Origin of the sequence: Polaribacter marinus (assembly GCF_022662535.1) — a bacterium.
In the GTDB taxonomy this organism is placed as follows: domain Bacteria; phylum Bacteroidota; class Bacteroidia; order Flavobacteriales; family Flavobacteriaceae; genus Polaribacter; species Polaribacter marinus.
Map to the genome: position 1 here is coordinate 39,548 of NZ_JAKQYM010000003.1, position 18,192 is coordinate 57,739.

Sequence of the window (18,192 nt, forward strand, 5' to 3'; positions counted from 1 at the left end):
AAAATTAGAATACTATGAACTTTTTAAATACACCACTAGTTTCTTGGGTAAATGGCACAATTATGATAGGTATTTTTGCTTTAGTTGTTGTTGGTTTGGTTGTAGCAGTTTATTTATTAATGAGTAACGATAAGGCTAAAAAGGAATAAAAAAAACCAAGCTTATAATGATAAGCTTGGTTTTTTATTGTTTTAAGTACAGTGGTTTATTAACCTCTGTATCTCATTCTAGATTTAGGCTCAAACTTCTTTCCTGCTTTTCCTAAACTATTAAATTTCCATGTAAAAGTTAACATTGCGTATTGTTTTAGAACAGTACTAGAAGAATCTTGAATATAATCTTCTGTAGCAACTCTTCTAGCATTTGTATTTTGATTTAATATATCATAAATTTTTATACCAATAGCTCCTTGATCTTTTAAGATAGAATAACGTAAAGTTGTATTCCAAAACCAAGCACTTTTTTGAAACCCATCTGCAATATTTGGATTGAAATTATATCTTATGTCATTTCGCCATTCTAATTTTTTTGGTAAAAAAGTAGCAGTTTCTATAGTAACATCGTGACTTGTAAAGTTTTTATCACTAAAACTTTCTATATCGTAAGTGTTTTTATTAAAAGAGATTGAATATGAAGGTCTAATTTGTAATACTTTGTCCCACATAAAGTCAAAACCAAACCTTGGAGAAACAGTAGCTGTTTTACTAGAATATTGTACTCCATTGTTAAAGTTGATGTTTTTATTATAGTTTCCAAAAACTCTAAATTCTGATTTTAAACTACCAAAATCTTCCCATTTTTTTGTTTTACTATAGCTACCTCCTCCTTGAATGCTATAAAAACCATCTACATTGGCATAAGAAGTTTCTCTAATAAGGGTATTAGGGTCTATAATTGTATTTCCAACAACTCTATCGTTTGTTATTGTAACATTTGCAAAAGCCCAAAAACCAGTTCTTTCTTTCCAATTAAAATTAGAGGCTCCAAAACGAATACTATGTGTTTTTGTAGGCTTTAATTCTGGGTTACCAGTAACAATATTTAGTGGGTTAGATTCGTCTCTAAATGGTTGTAATTGAGATAATGAAGGAGTACCATTTCTAAAATTATATCTAAATCGATAGCTACTTGTTCTATCTTTTCTAAATCTTAGATTTATACCATATTCTAAATTGTTAAACTCTCTTTCTAAATTTGTTTGTGGCCTTAGATAATCTTTATTTTGAAGAGTTCTGTTTACGTAGGCTACTTGAGCAGATGTAGACCATTTTTTATTTCTAAATTCTAATTTTGCGCTAGGCCTTTTAACTTTATCTAAGTATTCGAAATCGGTACTTAATAAGTCACTGAAATCTGTGTAATCATTAGTGATTTGATCAAAATTAAAAGTACTTCTTCTACTTTGTGTGTTTGTGTTAGAATATTGATATGCAATATCTAAATAAAAGAGTTTAGGTAACAACGGAAAGCGATAAGTAAATTCACTTCCAATTTCTTTTATATCAGAATTTCCATCAGAATATTGATCTCTGATTATTTGATCTGGATTTGTTCCGTATACATTGGTCTCAGATTTTACTAAATCTTCAGTTTCAGATTTTCTAAAATTAGCGGTTAATTCTACTCTTAAAAAAGCACCTTTACTACCAAATCTTTTGGTTAAACTTATCTCGTTATCAAATTTCTTAATATTAGAATCCGCAATAGAATTAGAATTTGAGTCGTTGGTAAGTGTGTTGCTGTTATTAAAACTTTCAGAATTACTTGTATATGTGTTTTTATTTAAATCTGCATTAAAATCAGATTCAATATCAATTCTAAAAGTACTGTCAACCTCTATCTCAAAGTCGATACTTGCATCATGACTATCACTTTCATTAAAAGAAGTGTTGTTAGAATTTGTAAAAAAGCTAGTTCCATCAGATAAAAAGGTTTCTTTGTTTGTAGTTGTTTTATTATCAGAATCACTGTTTTTATAGAAATAGTCACTAGAAAGTTCAAAAACTTTACCAAATGCGTTTATGTAGTTTAAACCATAATTGTTTGAAGTTACAATACCTTGTCCACCACCAAAACTTCTATTGTTTCCACCAAATTGTGATCTCTGATTACCAAAACTAAAACCTGGTGAGTTTATGTTATTTCCACCTGCTAAAAGCCCAATTCTTTCGCTTTGTTGAAAACGAGTTGCCATACCTGCATATTCATATCGATCATCTGTACCTATTCCTGCTGCAGCTTTACCAAAGTAACCTTTGTTATTTTCTTTTTTAATTGTTAGATTTATTGTTTTATTTTCTCCATCAGAATCCTCACCAGAAAAAGCTTGTGCATTTGTTTTTGTATCTGTAATTTGGATTTTTTCAATAATATCTTTTGTTAGGTTTCTAGTGGTAATTGTTGGGTCATTACCAAAAAAAGGTTTTCCGTTTACTAATATTTTATTAACAGATTTTCCATTAACAGTAATATTACCTTCGGCATCTACCTCTACACCTGGAAGTTTTTTTAGTAAATCTTCTACATTAGCATCTGCTTTTGTTTTAAAAGATTTTACATTAAATTCTACTGTATCTTTTTTAATAGTTATTGGAGCCGTAGATCTAATTACAACTGCATCTAATACATTTGCGGGCTTCAGATTGATAATACCAATGTTTTGACTTTTTGCATCAATTATTTTGCTGTAAGGCTCAAAACCAAGATAAGAAACAACTAACTTTATTTTAGCATCAGCTGTTTTACCAGAAACATTAAAATAACCTTTAGAGTTTGTAATGGTATATGCCACAACACTACTATCTTTTAATCGTTCAGTATGTACTGTTGCAGATTCTAGGAACTCATTATCTTCTGTAGATTTTATAGTTCCTGTAATCTCAAAATTTTTCGTTTGTGAATAAGTTATGCAGCTAAAAAGGATGCTAGTAAGAAAAAGTATTTTCTTCATTATTATGGTTGATTAAATTTAACTTGAGTAAGTGTAACTAATTTTTTGAGCAAAGGTTTAATTAAAAATGTGAATTCACACTCTTTTTAACACAACTTTAAGAAATTAAAGGTCTAACTGCTAAAAGAGTTATCGGTATCAGATTTAAATGATTTATATTTATATTTTAATAGAAAGCTTTAAGAGTATGAATAATAAATTCGATTTAAATTTTGCTTATCTTTTTGAAGAAGAACTGATAAATGAAATTAACGAAATTGGGGTGCTAAAACAATTTAAAGCAGACTCTACAATTATAGAAGTTGGAGATTATATAAAGTCTATGCCTTTATTAATTTCTGGGGCAATTAAGATTCTTAGAGAAGATGAAAATGGAGAAGAGTTAGTTTTATATTATTTAGAAAAAGGAGACACATGTGCAATGACTCTTTCTTGTTGCATGGGACAAACCAAAAGTAAGATTAGAGCTGTTGCAGAAACCAATGTAGAGTTGATTATGTTGCCCAAAGAAAAAATGGCAGAATGGTTAGGGAAATACAAAACTTGGCAAGCTTATATTTTACAAACTTATCATTATAGATTAGATGAACTTTTAGAAGCTTTAGATACAATTGCTTTTTTAAAAATGGATGAGCGTCTTTTTAAATATCTTAAAGACAAAGCTATGGTTACTCATGATGATCTTTTACATGTTACTCATAAAGAAATTTCTGAAGACCTACATACTTCTAGAGTTGTGATTTCTAGGTTGTTAAAGAAATTAGAAAATGAAAGTAAAATCAAACTTTTTAGAAATAGTATAAAAGTTTTAGAACTGTAACATTAGTTACTGTTTAATAATAATACAGCCCTTATTTTTGTAATAAAAAAAAGATGAAACCCTTTACGTTGTTAATTGTATTTGTTTTTATGTTTAGTTGTAAAGACTCTCAAAAACCTTCTTATTCTAAAAAGAAGAAAGTTTCTAGCACAATTAAAGAACAAGAACACCCTGGTAAAAAACTAATGAAAACAAATTGTTATGTTTGTCATAGCCCATCTACAACAACAGGGAATAGAATTGCTCCTCCGATGATTGCTGTTAAAAATCATTATATCTCAGAAAACACAACCAAAGAACAGTTTGTAAAATCAATTCAAGATTGGATAAAGAACCCAGCAAAAGAAAAGGCAAAAATGTTTGGAGCTGTAAAACGTTTTGGTGTGATGCCAAAACAAGTTTTTCCAGAAAAAGTGATCAAAGAAATTTCAGAATATATGTTTGATAATAAAATTGAAACTCCAAAAGGAGTTGAAGATCATTTTAATAAAAACAATCAAAACCCTCAAGAAGCTAATAATAAGGAATCATATTCTGAAAGAGGTTTAAATTATGCATTAACAACAAAAACGGTTTTAGGAAAAAACTTAATGGGTAAGATCCAAAAAGAAGGCACTTTGGCTGCGTTAAAGTTTTGCAATGTAAAAGCATATCCCTTAACAGATAGTATGTCGGTTGTACATAATGCAAACATTAAAAGAGTTTCAGACAAACCTAGAAATATTAAAAATTTGGCAAATGCTAAAGAACAAGAATACATTGCTATTTTTAAAGAAGATGTTAAATCAAAAAAAGAATCAGAACCCATTGTTGTAACATCTGCAGAGAATGTAAAATTTTATTATCCAATTAAAACAAATAGTATGTGTTTACAGTGTCATGGTAAACCAACATCAGACATAAAAGCAGAAACATTTGCAGAAATAAAAAAAATGTATCCTAAGGATTTAGCTACAGGTTACAAAGAGAATCAAGTTAGAGGAATTTGGAGTATTACATTTAACAAATAAAAATAATTTTGGCATGAGTAAGTTTTTAGAGATTATTAATCAAGAAAAACCCGTATTAGTAGACTTTTTTGCAGAATGGTGCGGACCCTGTAAAATGATGAGCCCAGTTTTAAAAGAAGTAAAAGATACTTTAGGAGAAAAGGTGTCTATTATTAAAATAGATGTTGATAAAAATCAACCTTTAGCAGCAAAATATCAAGTAAAAGGGGTTCCAACTCTACTGCTTTTTAAGAATGGCAAACAAGTTTGGAGACAATCTGGAGTTGTTCAAAAAAAAGATTTAGTTTCAATCATTAATAGTTTTTAGTTAGTTTTTTAATAGTAGTTAGAAAATCACTTGTTTTTTACAGGTGATTTTTTATTTAATAAGGAAAAGTTTAAGGATGAATTTAACAGAAGGTTTTTGGGATAATAAATATAAAAACAATAAAATTGGTTGGGATTTAGGTGAAATTTCTCCACCTTTAAAAACGTATTTTAACCAATTAAAGAACAAACAAATAAAAATTTTGATCCCTGGTGGAGGTAATTCTTACGAAGCAGAATATCTTTTTAATAAAGGATTTACAAATGTTTTTGTTGTAGACCTGTCAATAACGGCATTAAATAATATTAAAAAAAGAGTCCCAAGTTTTCCATCATCACAACTTATTCATGCTAATTTTTTTGATTTGAATATTACTTTTGACTTGGTGATAGAACAAACATTTTTTTGTGCAATTGATCCTGATTTAAGAAAAAATTATGCTTCAAAAATAAAAGATTTATTAATAGAAAAAGGAAAGTTAGTTGGATTGCTTTTTAACGCAAAACTAAATGAAGATCACCCTCCTTTTGGAGGACATAAAAAAGAATATTTAGAAATTTTTAAACCTTATTTCGATATTAAACTAATGGAAGAAGCATACAATTCAATTAAATCTAGACAAGGTTTAGAGTTGTTTTTTCAGGTTCAGAAAAAAGAATGAAATAAATTGTTCCTTATTTATTGCAATTCTTAGTAGACTTTAAAAAAGGTGTTGTGTAACAAAAGTTTCAAATAGATTTATTTTATAGCTTTATCTTTATGGTATAGATTAATGCAATAGTTTAAAATAAGTAATTATGGAAACAACACAACAACAACAAGAAGTTTTTACAATGCCAAGAATTGGTGATAAAGCACCAGAATTTACAGCAACAACAACACAAGGTGAAATTAATTTTCCTTCGGATTATAAAGGAGAATGGTCTATTTTATTTAGTCATCCTGCAGATTTTACTCCTGTTTGTACATCAGAATTTATGACTTTTGCTCATTTAGAAGAAAAATTTAAAAAAGCAAATTGTAATTTAATTGGTTTGTCAATAGATGGTTTGTATAGCCATATTGCATGGTTAAGAACCATTAAAGATAAAATTGAGTTTAATGGAATGAAAAACATAGAAGTTAAGTTTCCTTTAATCGAAGATATTTCTATGAATGTTGCCAAAAAGTATGGGATGATTCAACCAGGAGAAAGCAAAACACAAGCAGTTAGAGCTGTTTTCTTTGTAGATCCAGAAGAAACAGTTCGTGCTATAATTTATTACCCTTTAAGTTTAGGACGTAATTTTGATGAGTTATATAGAGCTTTAATAGCGATGCAAACTTCAGATAAATTTAATGTAGCAACTCCAGCAGATTGGAATCCTGGTGATGATGTTATTGTGTCTCCAGCAGGGTCTTGTGGAGTAGCGGAAGAAAGAATGACTGCTACAGATAATTTAGATTGTAAAGATTGGTTTTTTTGCACTAAAAAATTAGATAAAGATTTAGTTTTTAAAGAAATACTTAAAAAATAAAAAGTGTCTAAAAATGATAAAAACCTCAATTAGAGGTTTTTTTTTGTAATAAATGTTACATTTGAATTATATAGATTTTAGTATTTTTATGCTCTAAAATATCAGGATATGGAAGATATGCTATTTTATGATAGAATGCAGTTTGCATTTACAATCACTTTTCATTATTTATTTCCACAATTAACGATGGGGTTATCCTTATTGATCGTTTACTTTAAATGGAAGTTTCTCAGAACAAAAATTGAAAAATATAACAATGCTGCAAAATTCTGGATGAAGATTTTTGCACTTAATTTTGCTATGGGAGTGGTAACAGGTATTCCCATGGAGTTTCAGTTTGGTACCAATTGGGCGAAGTTTTCTGAGCTTACAGGAGGTATTATTGGGCAAACTTTAGCCATGGAAGGTATGTTTTCCTTCTTTTTAGAATCGTCCTTTTTAGGACTCTTTTTGTTTGGAGAAAAACTCTTAGGTCATAAACTCCATTTTTTAACAGGTTTTCTCGTCTTTTTAGGTTCTTGGGCAAGTGGATATTTAATTATTGCAACTCATTCTTGGATGCAATATCCTGTAGGGTACGAAATTTTAGAAAATGGAAAATTTGTTCTAAATAATTTTGGAGCATTATTTTCTAACCCTTGGTTATTGCCTTCTTATCTCCATAATCAAGCAGCTTCTTTAGTTACATCTTCTTTTGTAGTTGCAGGTATTGGAGCTTTTTATCTGTTAAATAATAAGCATCACGAATTCGGAAAATTATTTATAAAAACAGGAGTTATATTTGGCTTAATTTCTAGTTTATTAGTGGCTTTTCCAACAGGAGATTTAGCTGCTAAAAACGTAGTAAAACATCAACCAGCAACTTTTGCAGCGATGGAAGGAATTTTTGAAACTGAAACCGGAGGTTCTGAAATCGTATTGATTGGGCAACCAAACATGTTAGAGAAAAAATTAGATAATAAAATTGCAGTTCCCAATATTTTAAGCTTTTTAACCTATCAAGATTGGAATGCAGAAATTAAAGGTCTAAATGAATTTGACGAAAGTGTACATCCAACCAATGTTCCTGGTTTGTATTATGCTTATCATATTATGGTAGGGTTAGGAACTATTTTTATTGGTTTAATGCTTTTGGCTGCTGTGCAATTATTTCGAAGAAAATTATACAAAACAAAATGGATTTTATGGGTATTGATGTTTATGTTGCCATTTCCTTACATTGCCAATACTACAGGTTGGTATACTGCAGAATTAGGAAGACAACCTTGGTTGGTTTATAATTTATTAAGAACTTCAGAAGGAGCATCACCAACGGTTTCATCAGGAAATACATTATTTACATTATTAGGCTTTATTGGTTTATATCTGCTTTTAGGAATGTTATTTTTAATGTTAGCAGGAAAAATTATTAACAAAGGTCCAGAACTAGAAAAACACGAATAAATTATGGAATTATTTTGGTATATCGTTTTAATGACCATGTTAGCTATTTATGTAATTTTAGATGGTTATGATTTTGGTGCAGGAATTATTCATTTATTTTTTGCGAAAACTGAAAAAGATAAAAAGGCAATTACCAATGCTATTGGCCCTTTTTGGGATGCCAATGAAGTTTGGTTAATTGCTGCTGGAGGTGTATTGTTTTTTGCATTTCCAACCTTATACGCATCCTCTTTTAGTGGGTTTTATTTGCCCTTAATAATGATTTTATGGTTGCTAATTTTTAGAGCTATTGGGTTGGAACTCCGTGGGCAAATTCAGAATAAAATGTGGGAAAGCATTTGGGATAAAGCATTTGGGATTTCTAGTTTTTTACTTGCTCTCTTCTTCGGAGTTGCTTTAGGAAACGTTGTTAGAGGTGTAAACCTAGGGAATGTGGTTGAAGGCGTATCTACGCATGAAGCACATTATTTCTTTTTGCCACTTTGGAATCCAACGTTTAGTCCACAAGCGGAACAATTGGGTATTTTAGATTGGTTTACCGTTTTATTAGGTATAATTGGAGTTGTAGCTTTAACGATTCATGGTGCCAATTGGATTATTTTTAAAACAAATTCAGACATTAATGAAAAATTAAAAAAGGTTGTTTTTAATCTCAATTTTGTGCTGTTAGGTTTGGTAATTATTTCTCTTTTAGTTTGGCATATCATAGAACCAAAACCATTTCATAACTTTTTAGATAAACCTTGGCTGTTTATTTTTCCAATCATCACTTTTACGGGGTTATTTGGGTTATTCAAAGTAAGGTCGTTTCAACAACATGGTAAAGGATTTTTGTTTAGTTCTTTGTTTTTGTTAGGTGGATTGACATCTACAGTGGCCTCAATTTTTCCAAAAGTATTGCCCTCAACCAATAATATCAATCCAGATTTGACTTTATATAATGTTGCTGCAGATGAATATGGACTTTCAATTGGTGTTTATTGGTTTGCAATTGCAGTAGTTTTAGTTGCTGTTTATATGGTAATTCAATATAGGGTGTTTAAAGGAAAAATGGATGATGTTGGCTACGGAGAGCATTAGTTTATGTAATATTTTATATTATGACAGATACACTTATTGCAATCATTAGTATTTTTGTTGGAATGATGGGAGCAAATTTTTTAGGTGTTTTTAAAAAGAAATTCTCATTACAATTTATAGGAAATACCATTACAGGTATTTTTGGAAGTATTTTTTTTATAAAAATGTTTAGTAGATTGGGTTTTGATCCGATGACAATCATGAAAACAGGAAGCTTAAATGTCGTTTTGTTTTCTATTAATATGCTTGTTTCTTTTTTAGGTGGTGTATTGGGATTAATTTTTGCAAAATGGCTGATTACAAAAATGAATAAATAAGTAGAAAAATAATCAAGCATTTATAGTGTTTGATTATTTTTTGTATATTTGTTAACCATTTGGTTAAACTATTTAGTTGGTGATGAAAAAAAAGAAAGACGAAAATACAGAAGTTCAAATATTAGAAGCTGCAAAACGCATTTTTCAAACCAAAGGTATGGATGGTGCGCGCATGCAAGAAATTGCAAATGAAGCCGGGATTAACAAAGCGATGCTTCATTATTATTATAGAAGTAAACAATTGCTTTTTGAGGCAGTTTTTAAAAATGCGTTTTCATTATTGGCTCCTCAGTTAAATACAATTTTAAACGATGATTCATCGATAGAAGAAAAGATAAGAAAATTTTCATCAAACTATATTTCGTTTATTGAGAAGCATCCTTATTTGCCAAATTTTATTATTCAAGAATTGAATAGAAACCCAGGTTTTATATTTAAAATGGAAGAAAATAAAAGTTTTCCAAATCTTGAAAAGTTTAAAAAGCAAGTAGATGATGAAGTAGATAAAGGTTTTATAAAAAAGATAAGCGCGCCACAATTATTTATCAACATCATGTCGTTAAATGTATTTCCTTTTGTTGCTAAACCCTTATTACAAAATTTAATTAAAGTAAGCGATGAGGAATATCAAAAGATAGTAGAAGAACGTAAAACAGAAGTAGCCAATTTTATAATCAATTCAATAAAAATATAAGATGAAAAAAATAGGATTCATTTTAATACTAACATTTGTGAGTCTTGGTGTATTTGCCCAAGAAGTTTTAACATTAAAAGAGTGTTATAATTTGTTAGAAACTAATTATCCTTTGGTAAAACAACATCAGTTGTTAGAAAATCAAAACCAAATAGATAACAGCATCATTACAAATTCAAAATTACCACAAATTAGTTTAGATGCACAAGCAACATACCAGTCTGAAGTAATGGAATTTCCTGTGGCAATGTCTAGTATAACGCCTTTAAACAAAGATCAATATCGTGCAACTGTTTCTATAAATCAATTAATTTTTAACGGAGGTGCAACTACTGCGAATTTAAAAGTAAAAACAGCCGAATTAAAAACAAAAAAGAAAAGTATTGAAACCAATATTTATCAATTAAAAATGCAAATTAATCAATTGTATTTTTCAATTTTATTAACGCAAGAAACGTTTAAATTATTAGAAGTTAAAAAAAATCAATTAAAGACAAAATTAAAAGAAGTAAAATCGGGTATAAAACATGGAGTTTTACTACCTGCTTCAGACAGTGTTTTAGAAGCAGAATTGTTGAAAATTAACCAACAATTTATAGAGGTTGAGAATAGGAAATTATCTTTAATAGAAACTCTTTTTAGTTTCATTGGTCAACCTTTTGATTCTGATGTAAAATTAGAAATCCCCTTAATTACAACGCGGTTAGACACAGAGATTACAAGACCAGAATTAGATTTGTTTCAACTTAAAAAAGAAGAAATTACAGCACAAGAAGCTTTCGTTTCTAAACAAAATTCTGTAAAACTAAATGGTTTTTTTACGGGCGGATATGGAAATCCTGGGTTAAATATGCTCGATAATTCATTTCATTCATTTTATACTGTTGGGGTTAAATTACATTGGAATGTATTTGATTGGAACACCAACAAAAAACAACAACAGTCATTAGCAATTCATAAAGATGTCATAGAAAATGAAACCGAAGTTTTTAAGTTAAACACCACCATCGCTTTAAATAAGCAACAAAAGGAAATAGAGAAGGTTTCGGCTTTTATCAATTCCGATCAAGAGATTATACGTCTTCGTAAAAAGGTATTAAAAACCTTAGACGCACAACTTAAAAACGGAGTAATAACATCGTCAGTTTATATTACTGAATTCACCAATTTATTTGAAGCAGAAAACATCTTGTTACAGCATAAAATTCAAGCACAATTAGCAAAGGAAAATTATAATATAATAAAAGGACAATAAATATTTTAAAAATGAAAAATCACCAATACATATTAGGAATAAGCATCATGATTTTTAGTTTGTTTTCCTGTGGAAAAGATAATGGAAGAGCAGATGGTTATGGGAATTTTGAAGCAACAGAAATCACTATTTCAGCAGAAAATAATGGAAAACTAATTCAGTTTAATGTGGAAGAAGGAGATGTGCTTAAAAAAAATCAATTTGTGGGTTTTATAGATACTTTGCAATTAGCTTTAAAGAAAGAACAATTGTTGGTTTCTAAAGAAATTATTAGCTCAAAATCTAAAGGTGTTTTATCTCAGATTTCAGTATTAAAGTCAAAATTGAAAACGGCTACAATCAATAAAAATAGAATTGTAAGTTTAATTAAAGATAAGGCAGGTACTCAAAAACAATTAGATGACATTTCTGGTGAAATAGATATAATTAAAAGTCAGATTAGAAGTGTAGAAATACAAAATGCACCTGTGGTTAACGAATTAAAAGCGATAGATGTTCAATTAAAACAAATTGATGATCAAATTCAAAAAAGTAAAATTATCAATCCTGTAAATGGAACCGTTTTAACTAAATATGCAGAGCCAAATGAAATTACTGCTTTTGGAAAACCACTTTATAAAATTGCCGATTTAAGTACCCTACAATTGCGTGTTTATATTAGTGAAACGCAATTGTCAAAAATTAAAATTGGTGAAAAAGTAACCGTTAAAATTGATGCTTCAGAAGAGATGAAATCTTTTGAAGGAATTGTAAGTTGGATTGCTTCAGAAGCAGAATTTACACCTAAAATTATTCAAACAAAAGAAGAACGTGTGGCTTTAGTATACGCAGTAAAAGTGAATGTAAAAAATGATGGAAGTTTAAAAATTGGCATGCCAGCAGAAATGTGGTTAACTCAAAAATAAATGAGCATTATAATTTCTAATATATCAAAATCGTACAAAAAAGTAAATGCATTAAAAAACATTTCTTTTGATGTAAAATCGGGAGAGCTTTTTGGTTTAATAGGTCCTGATGGAGCAGGAAAAACCACCCTTTTTAGAATTTTAACTACCCTTTTAATTGCCAATGAAGGCTCAGCAAAGGTTGCCGATTTTGATGTCGTTTCAGAGTATAAAAGTATTCGAAAAAGTGTAGGCTATATGCCTGGAAAATTTTCTTTATATCAAGATTTAACGGTTGAAGAAAATTTAGAGTTTTTCGCCACTATTTTTGGAACGACTATAGATGAAAATTACGATTTAATTAAAGATATTTATGTTCAAATAGAGCCATTTAAAAACAGAAGAGCAGGGAAATTGTCTGGAGGAATGAAACAAAAGCTTGCGCTATGTTGTGCATTAATACACAAACCCAAAGTATTGTTTTTAGACGAGCCAACTACTGGAGTTGATCCTGTTTCTCGAAAAGAATTTTGGGAAATGCTAAAAAGATTGCAGCAAAAAGGCATTACTATTTTGGTTTCTACACCGTATATGGATGAAGCTGCTTTGTGCGATAGAATTGCCTTAATTCAAGATGGAGAAATCTTAGAGATTGATACACCTCAAGCTATTGTAAAGCATTATCCTAAACAGATTTATAACGTAAAAGCAAATAAAATGTATCAACTCATAAATGCTTTAAATGATTATAAGTACAATCATAGTGTGTATCCTTTTGGAGAGTTTGTACATTATACAGACAGTAGAATGGATTTTAATTCGAAAGATTTAGAAGTCTATTTAGAATCTAAAAATTTATCATCTATAGAAATTGAAGAAACGAAACCAACCATTGAAGATACCTTTATGGAATTAGCAAAATAAATGTCTGTTAGAGTGTGGTGAAACACAAATAAGTAATCTCTACTGCACTTAATGAGATAAAAACAAACTAAATGAATAATAACAATGTCATCGAAGTTCAAAACTTAACCAAAATGTTTGGCGATTTTACAGCAGTAAATGCCATTTCTTTTGAAGTTGAAAAAGGAGAAATATTTGGTTTTCTAGGAGCCAATGGTGCAGGAAAAACAACAGCAATGAAAATGCTAATTGGGATTTCTAATCCAACTTCAGGAAAAGCGAACGTTGCAGGATTAGATGTATATAAGCAAGCCGAAGATATTAAAAAAAACATTGGTTATATGAGTCAGAAATTTGCTTTGTATGACGATTTAACGGTGAAAGAAAACATTACATTCTTTGGTGGAATTTATGGTTTATCTAGAAAACGAATAAAAGAAAAATCGGCAACTTTAATAGAAGAATTAGGTTTAGAAAGTGTTGCTAAGAAATTGGTAGGTTCATTACCATTGGGATGGAAACAAAAATTATCTTTTTCGGTGTCTTTACTTCATGATCCTAAAATTGTGTTTTTAGATGAACCTACGGGAGGCGTAGATCCAATTACTCGACGTCAGTTTTGGGAGTTAATTTATAAAGCAGCGCATCAAGGAACAACTGTTTTTGTAACTACGCATTATATGGATGAAGCAGAATATTGTGATCGTGTTTCTATTATGGTAAACGGAAAAATTGAAGCTTTAGATACTCCAAAAAAGCTTAAGCAACAATTTAATGTTACAAATATGAATGATGTGTTTTTAAAATTAGCTAGAGGATGAGAAATAGTATTCAATCTCAGTAATTAGAAAAAAAACTCAACGAATTTCAGTGAGTTCTCTTTGAATCTCAGTGTAATAATTTAAAGGAAATGAAAAGATTTATAGGCTTTATAAAAAAAGAATTCTATCATATTTTTAGAGATAGACGCTCGTTGTTTATCTTATTTGGGATGCCAATTGCTCAAATTATGCTATTTGGGTTTGCTATTACCAATGAAATTAATAATATAGATATTGCTGTTTTAGATCATTCCAAAGATGCAACAACAGAAGAAATTATCCATAAAATTTCAGCTTCAAAATACTTCAGCATCAATCAATTTATTAACAAAGAGTCTGATATTGAATCTGTTTTTAAGAAAGGAAAGGTAAAAGCTGTTTTAAATTTTGAGAAAGATTTTAGTAAAAACTTAATTAAAAATCACAAAGCAAACCTGCAAATTATCACAGATGCTACAGATCCAAATACAGCAAATACGATAAGTAATTATGTCAATGCGATTTTAATACAATATCAAAAAGAATTGAACAAAAACATTAGTATTCCTTATCAAATTGTACCGCAAACAAGAATGGTTTATAACCCCGAATTAAAAAGTGTATACATGTTTGTTCCAGGTGTAATGACTATTATTTTAATGTTAGTTTCTGCAATGATGACTTCTATTTCTATTACAAAAGAAAAAGAATTAGGAACCATGGAAATTCTTTTAGTATCTCCAATAAAACCCATTCAGGTAATTGTGGGTAAAGTATTTCCATACATATTTTTATCTGTAATTAATGCTGTTGTTATTGTTTTGCTAAGTATCTTTATTTTTAAGATGCCCGTTCAAGGAAGTTTGTTTTTATTAGGTTTAGAAAGCATTCTTTTTATAATTAGTGCTTTGGCTTTAGGTATTTTAATTTCTACCATTTCAGCAACACAACAAACAGCCATGATGATTTCATTAATGGGACTTATGCTTCCTGTAATTCTATTATCGGGTTTTATTTTTCCAATATCAAGCATGCCACTACCATTGCAAGTGATTAGTAATATTATACCAGCAAAATGGTTTATCATCATTATAAAAGGGATTATGCTAAAAGGTGTAGGGCTGCAATATATCTGGAAAGAAACTTTTATTTTATTAGGAATGACTATCTTTTTTATTGCATTAAGTGTAAAGAAATATAAAATTAGATTAGAGTAAACAGTTTGCAGGCTCAGTAAAGAGTAGCAGTATTCAGTTAAATACAAAAATAAAATTTAGATAATAAATCATAGTGGTTAGAGAAAATATTAGACGATACTAGAATGTCTTTATTCTTTGCTCTATTCTCTTTATTCTTTTAAATATATGAAAACAATACTATACATCATACAAAAAGAATTTAAGCAAATCTTTAGAAATAAAGGCATGCTTCCTATCATTTTTGTGTTGCCATTATTACAGCTAGTAATTTTATCAAATGCGGCTACTTTTGAAGTAAAAAATATCAAATTTGGTTATATTGATAACGATCATACATCAACATCTCGTGACTTGGTCGAAAAATTTAATGCATCTACTTATTTTAATGTTTTAACCAATTTTTCTTCAGAAGCATTGGCAAGTGCTGCAATGTTAAATGGAGAAGTAGATGTTGTTTTGCAAATTCCGCAGTATTTTGAAAGAGATTTACAAAAAGAAAAGCACAATAGTTTAGGAGTTAGTATTAATGCTATAGATGGCGCAGCAGCAGGTGTAGAAAATGTATATGTTACACAAATTGTACAAGGTTTTAATCAAAATATAAAAGTAGATGTTTTACAAGTTTCTGATAAACAAATGCAAGCTATTCGTATAGAAACGATTCCTTTGTTTTGGTATAACAAAACCTTAAATTATAAAACATTTATGGTTCCAGGGATATTGGTTTTGTTGGTTACAATGATTACTTTGTTTCTGTCGGGAATGAATATCGTTAGAGAAAAAGAAATCGGAACCTTAGAGCAAATTAACGTAACACCAATTAAAAAGAGTCAGTTTATTATCGGAAAACTCTTTCCCTTTTGGCTAATAGGTATGGGTTTATTAACTGTTGGTTTACTCTTAGCAAAACTCATATTTAATGTTCCTATGATTGGTAGTTTACCATTAATGTATTTCTATACTTCCATTTATATTTTGGTGATCTTAGGCATTGGTTTATTTATTTCTAATTTTACAGATACCCAGCAACAAGCCATGTTTATCGCTTGGTTTTTTACTGTTATTTTTATTTTAATGAGTGGTTTATTTACGCCCATTGAAAGTATGCCAAAATGGGCGCAAACCATTACAGAATTTAATCCAATAAAATATTTTGTGCAAGTAATGCGTATGGTGATGTTAAAAGGTTCTGACATTAATGACATTCTTCCACAGTTGTTAAAAACAGCATTTTATGCTTTTATAATGAACGGTTTAGCCGTGTGGAGTTACAAGAAAACAAATTAAAAAATTTGTGTAACAAAAGTTACTGTATAGCTCTTACAAAATAACAACCTTTACAGTGTAATTAAGATGTTTATCTTGCCTATAGTCAAATTGATAGGTAATTTTTTACCCTTAGTTATTGAACTGATTTAAAAACATAAAACCACAAAAAAATGTCTAAAATTGTCATTTTAGGGGCTGGAATTTCTGGCCATGTAGCAGCCACACATTTACGTAGAAAATTGTCAAAAAAACACGAAGTTGTTGTTGTTTCACCTAACAGTAATTATCAGTGGATTCCATCTAATATTTGGGTTGGAATAGGAAGAATGAAATCCGAAAAAATATTGTTTCCATTAGCTCCTTTATATAAAAGAAAAGGAATTCAATTTAAGCAAGCAAAAGCAATTTCATTTTTTCCTGAAGGAGATAAAACGGAAGAGAAACCTTACGTTTTATCAGAATATGTTGTTGGAGAAAATAAAGGGAGTCAAGAAAAAGTAACTTACGATTATCTGATTAATGCAACGGGTCCGAAGTTAAATTTTGAGGCAACAGAAGGTTTAATTCCTGGTAAAAATAAAGCTTATTCTGTATGTACTTATACGCATGCAGATCATGCCTGGGAAGGTTTGCGTAAAGTTATTGAAGAAATGAAAGCTGGTAAGAAAGCGAAAATTTTAATCGGTACCGGGCATGCAAAGTCAACTTGTCAAGGCGCTGCTTTTGAGTATATTTTAAATGTAGAGAAAGAATTACGCAGACATAATGTACGAGATATGGCTGAGGTTACTTGGATTTCTAATGAATATCAATTAGGCGATTTTGGAATGGATGGAATGTTGTTGAGTTATGGAAGCTTGACGATGAAATCTCATGAAATGATTGAAATGATTTTTGAAGATAGAGATATTAAGTGGATACTTGGAGCTGGAGTTAATAAGATAGAAGATGGTGTTGCGCATTATGAAAATTTAGAAGGAGAACAAAAGTCAGAAACCTATGATTTTGCTATGTTAATTCCATCATTTTCTGGTCATGGGTTTAAGGCTTATGATAAAAATGAAAATGATATCACAGGAAAACTCTTTAAAGGTTTTATGATTGTAGATGCAGATTATACATCAAAACCATACGAAGAATGGTCTGTTAAAGATTGGCCAGAGACGTATCAGAATCCAAATTATAAAAATATTTTTGCACCAGGAATTGCATTTGCACCTCCACACGCTATTTCTAAACCTAGAAAAAGTAAAAACGGAACCGATATTTGTCCTGCTCCTCCACGTACAGGAATGCCATCGGGTATTACGGCAAAAATTGTTGCAGATAATATTATAGACTCTATAAAAAACGGAAAAGAAACTTTAAATCATAAAGGAAGTTTAGGAAATATGGGAGCTGCTTGTATTGCTTCTGCTGGTTTTGGAATGACAACAGGTAGTGGTGTAAGTATTACAACGTATCCTATTGTTCCTGATTATGAAAAATATCCAAAAACACAAGGAAGACAGTTAGGGAAAACCTTTGGAGATATTGGTTTAGCAGGACATTGGTTAAAATTAGCATTACACTATGCTTTTATTTATAAGGCAAAAATGAAACCATTTTGGTGGTTGATTCCAGAATAGGAATCAAACTAAACTAAGTAGATTCCAGAATAGGAATCAAACTAAACTAAGTAGATTCCAGAGTAGGAATCAAACGAAACAGATTCCTAAATAATTATCAGATAAAAAGATAGATT

General features: G+C 29.7%; 18 protein-coding genes. 17 read left to right on the top strand and 1 reads right to left on the bottom strand.

Annotated features, from left to right (window positions below; all coding sequences use genetic code 11):
• The first annotated feature begins 14 nt into the window (after nucleotides 1–14).
• A complete protein-coding gene (locus MC378_RS15380; RefSeq protein ID WP_274704105.1) occupies nucleotides 15–149 on the top strand; it encodes a hypothetical protein in 135 nt (44 codons plus the stop codon).
• 59 nt (nucleotides 150–208) lie between these two features.
• Here the strand turns inward: MC378_RS15380 and MC378_RS05315 are convergent, their stop codons facing one another.
• Nucleotides 209–2,950, bottom strand: coding sequence for an outer membrane beta-barrel protein (locus MC378_RS05315; protein ID WP_242177695.1), 2,742 nt, complete (start codon nucleotides 2,948–2,950; stop codon nucleotides 209–211).
• 187 nt (nucleotides 2,951–3,137) lie between these two features.
• Here MC378_RS05315 and MC378_RS05320 point away from each other — a divergent pair, with 187 nt between their 5' ends.
• The 16 genes from MC378_RS05320 to MC378_RS05395 all read left to right on the top strand — a co-directional run bounded on the left by MC378_RS05320 (nucleotide 3,138) and on the right by MC378_RS05395 (nucleotide 18,076).
• The gene (locus MC378_RS05320) at nucleotides 3,138–3,770 is read left to right on the top strand and encodes a Crp/Fnr family transcriptional regulator (protein WP_242177696.1); all 633 of its coding nucleotides are present in this window, start codon (nucleotides 3,138–3,140) and stop codon (nucleotides 3,768–3,770) included.
• Nucleotides 3,771–3,823: 53 nt separating this feature from the next.
• Nucleotides 3,824–4,780, top strand: a complete 957-nt coding sequence (locus MC378_RS05325) for a Tll0287-like domain-containing protein (RefSeq protein WP_242177697.1) — start codon at nucleotides 3,824–3,826, stop codon at nucleotides 4,778–4,780.
• Nucleotides 4,781–4,793: 13 nt separating this feature from the next.
• Nucleotides 4,794–5,087, top strand: coding sequence for a thioredoxin (gene trxA, locus MC378_RS05330; protein ID WP_242177698.1), 294 nt, complete (start codon nucleotides 4,794–4,796; stop codon nucleotides 5,085–5,087).
• 76 nt (nucleotides 5,088–5,163) lie between these two features.
• On the top strand, nucleotides 5,164–5,748 hold the full coding sequence (locus MC378_RS05335; protein WP_242177699.1) for a TPMT family class I SAM-dependent methyltransferase: 585 nt from the start codon (nucleotides 5,164–5,166) through the stop codon (nucleotides 5,746–5,748).
• A 136-nt stretch (nucleotides 5,749–5,884) separates the two neighbouring features.
• Nucleotides 5,885–6,604 carry a peroxiredoxin gene (locus MC378_RS05340; RefSeq protein WP_242177700.1) on the top strand — a complete coding sequence of 240 codons (720 nt, stop codon included), beginning with the start codon at nucleotides 5,885–5,887 and terminating at the stop codon, nucleotides 6,602–6,604.
• Nucleotides 6,605–6,712: 108 nt separating this feature from the next.
• The gene (locus MC378_RS05345) at nucleotides 6,713–8,047 is read left to right on the top strand and encodes a cytochrome ubiquinol oxidase subunit I (protein WP_242177701.1); all 1,335 of its coding nucleotides are present in this window, start codon (nucleotides 6,713–6,715) and stop codon (nucleotides 8,045–8,047) included.
• A gap of 3 nt (nucleotides 8,048–8,050) precedes the next feature.
• On the top strand, nucleotides 8,051–9,127 hold the full coding sequence (gene cydB, locus MC378_RS05350; protein ID WP_242177702.1) for a cytochrome d ubiquinol oxidase subunit II: 1,077 nt from the start codon (nucleotides 8,051–8,053) through the stop codon (nucleotides 9,125–9,127).
• 20 nt (nucleotides 9,128–9,147) lie between these two features.
• A complete protein-coding gene (locus tag MC378_RS05355) occupies nucleotides 9,148–9,444 on the top strand; it encodes a hypothetical protein (protein WP_242177703.1) in 297 nt (98 codons plus the stop codon).
• Nucleotides 9,445–9,526: 82 nt separating this feature from the next.
• Nucleotides 9,527–10,138, top strand: a complete 612-nt coding sequence (locus MC378_RS05360) for a TetR/AcrR family transcriptional regulator (RefSeq protein WP_242177704.1) — start codon at nucleotides 9,527–9,529, stop codon at nucleotides 10,136–10,138.
• Between the two features lies 1 nt (nucleotide 10,139).
• Nucleotides 10,140–11,393, top strand: coding sequence for a TolC family protein (locus tag MC378_RS05365; RefSeq protein WP_242177705.1), 1,254 nt, complete (start codon nucleotides 10,140–10,142; stop codon nucleotides 11,391–11,393).
• A gap of 11 nt (nucleotides 11,394–11,404) precedes the next feature.
• Entirely contained in the window at nucleotides 11,405–12,298 is an 894-nt protein-coding gene (locus MC378_RS05370) for an HlyD family secretion protein (protein ID WP_242177706.1), read from the top strand.
• Nucleotides 12,299–13,201 carry an ABC transporter ATP-binding protein gene (locus tag MC378_RS05375; protein ID WP_242177707.1) on the top strand — a complete coding sequence of 301 codons (903 nt, stop codon included), beginning with the start codon at nucleotides 12,299–12,301 and terminating at the stop codon, nucleotides 13,199–13,201. It abuts the gene before it with no gap.
• A gap of 71 nt (nucleotides 13,202–13,272) precedes the next feature.
• Nucleotides 13,273–14,001, top strand: a complete 729-nt coding sequence (locus MC378_RS05380) for an ABC transporter ATP-binding protein (protein ID WP_242177708.1) — start codon at nucleotides 13,273–13,275, stop codon at nucleotides 13,999–14,001.
• A gap of 89 nt (nucleotides 14,002–14,090) precedes the next feature.
• Entirely contained in the window at nucleotides 14,091–15,197 is a 1,107-nt protein-coding gene (locus tag MC378_RS05385) for an ABC transporter permease (protein WP_242177709.1), read from the top strand.
• Nucleotides 15,198–15,344: 147 nt separating this feature from the next.
• Nucleotides 15,345–16,466 carry an ABC transporter permease gene (locus tag MC378_RS05390; RefSeq protein WP_242177710.1) on the top strand — a complete coding sequence of 374 codons (1,122 nt, stop codon included), beginning with the start codon at nucleotides 15,345–15,347 and terminating at the stop codon, nucleotides 16,464–16,466.
• A 152-nt stretch (nucleotides 16,467–16,618) separates the two neighbouring features.
• Complete coding sequence (locus tag MC378_RS05395) at nucleotides 16,619–18,076, top strand: NAD(P)/FAD-dependent oxidoreductase (RefSeq protein ID WP_242177711.1); 1,458 nt, start codon at nucleotides 16,619–16,621, stop codon at nucleotides 18,074–18,076.
• Nucleotides 18,077–18,192: the final 116 nt, after the last annotated feature.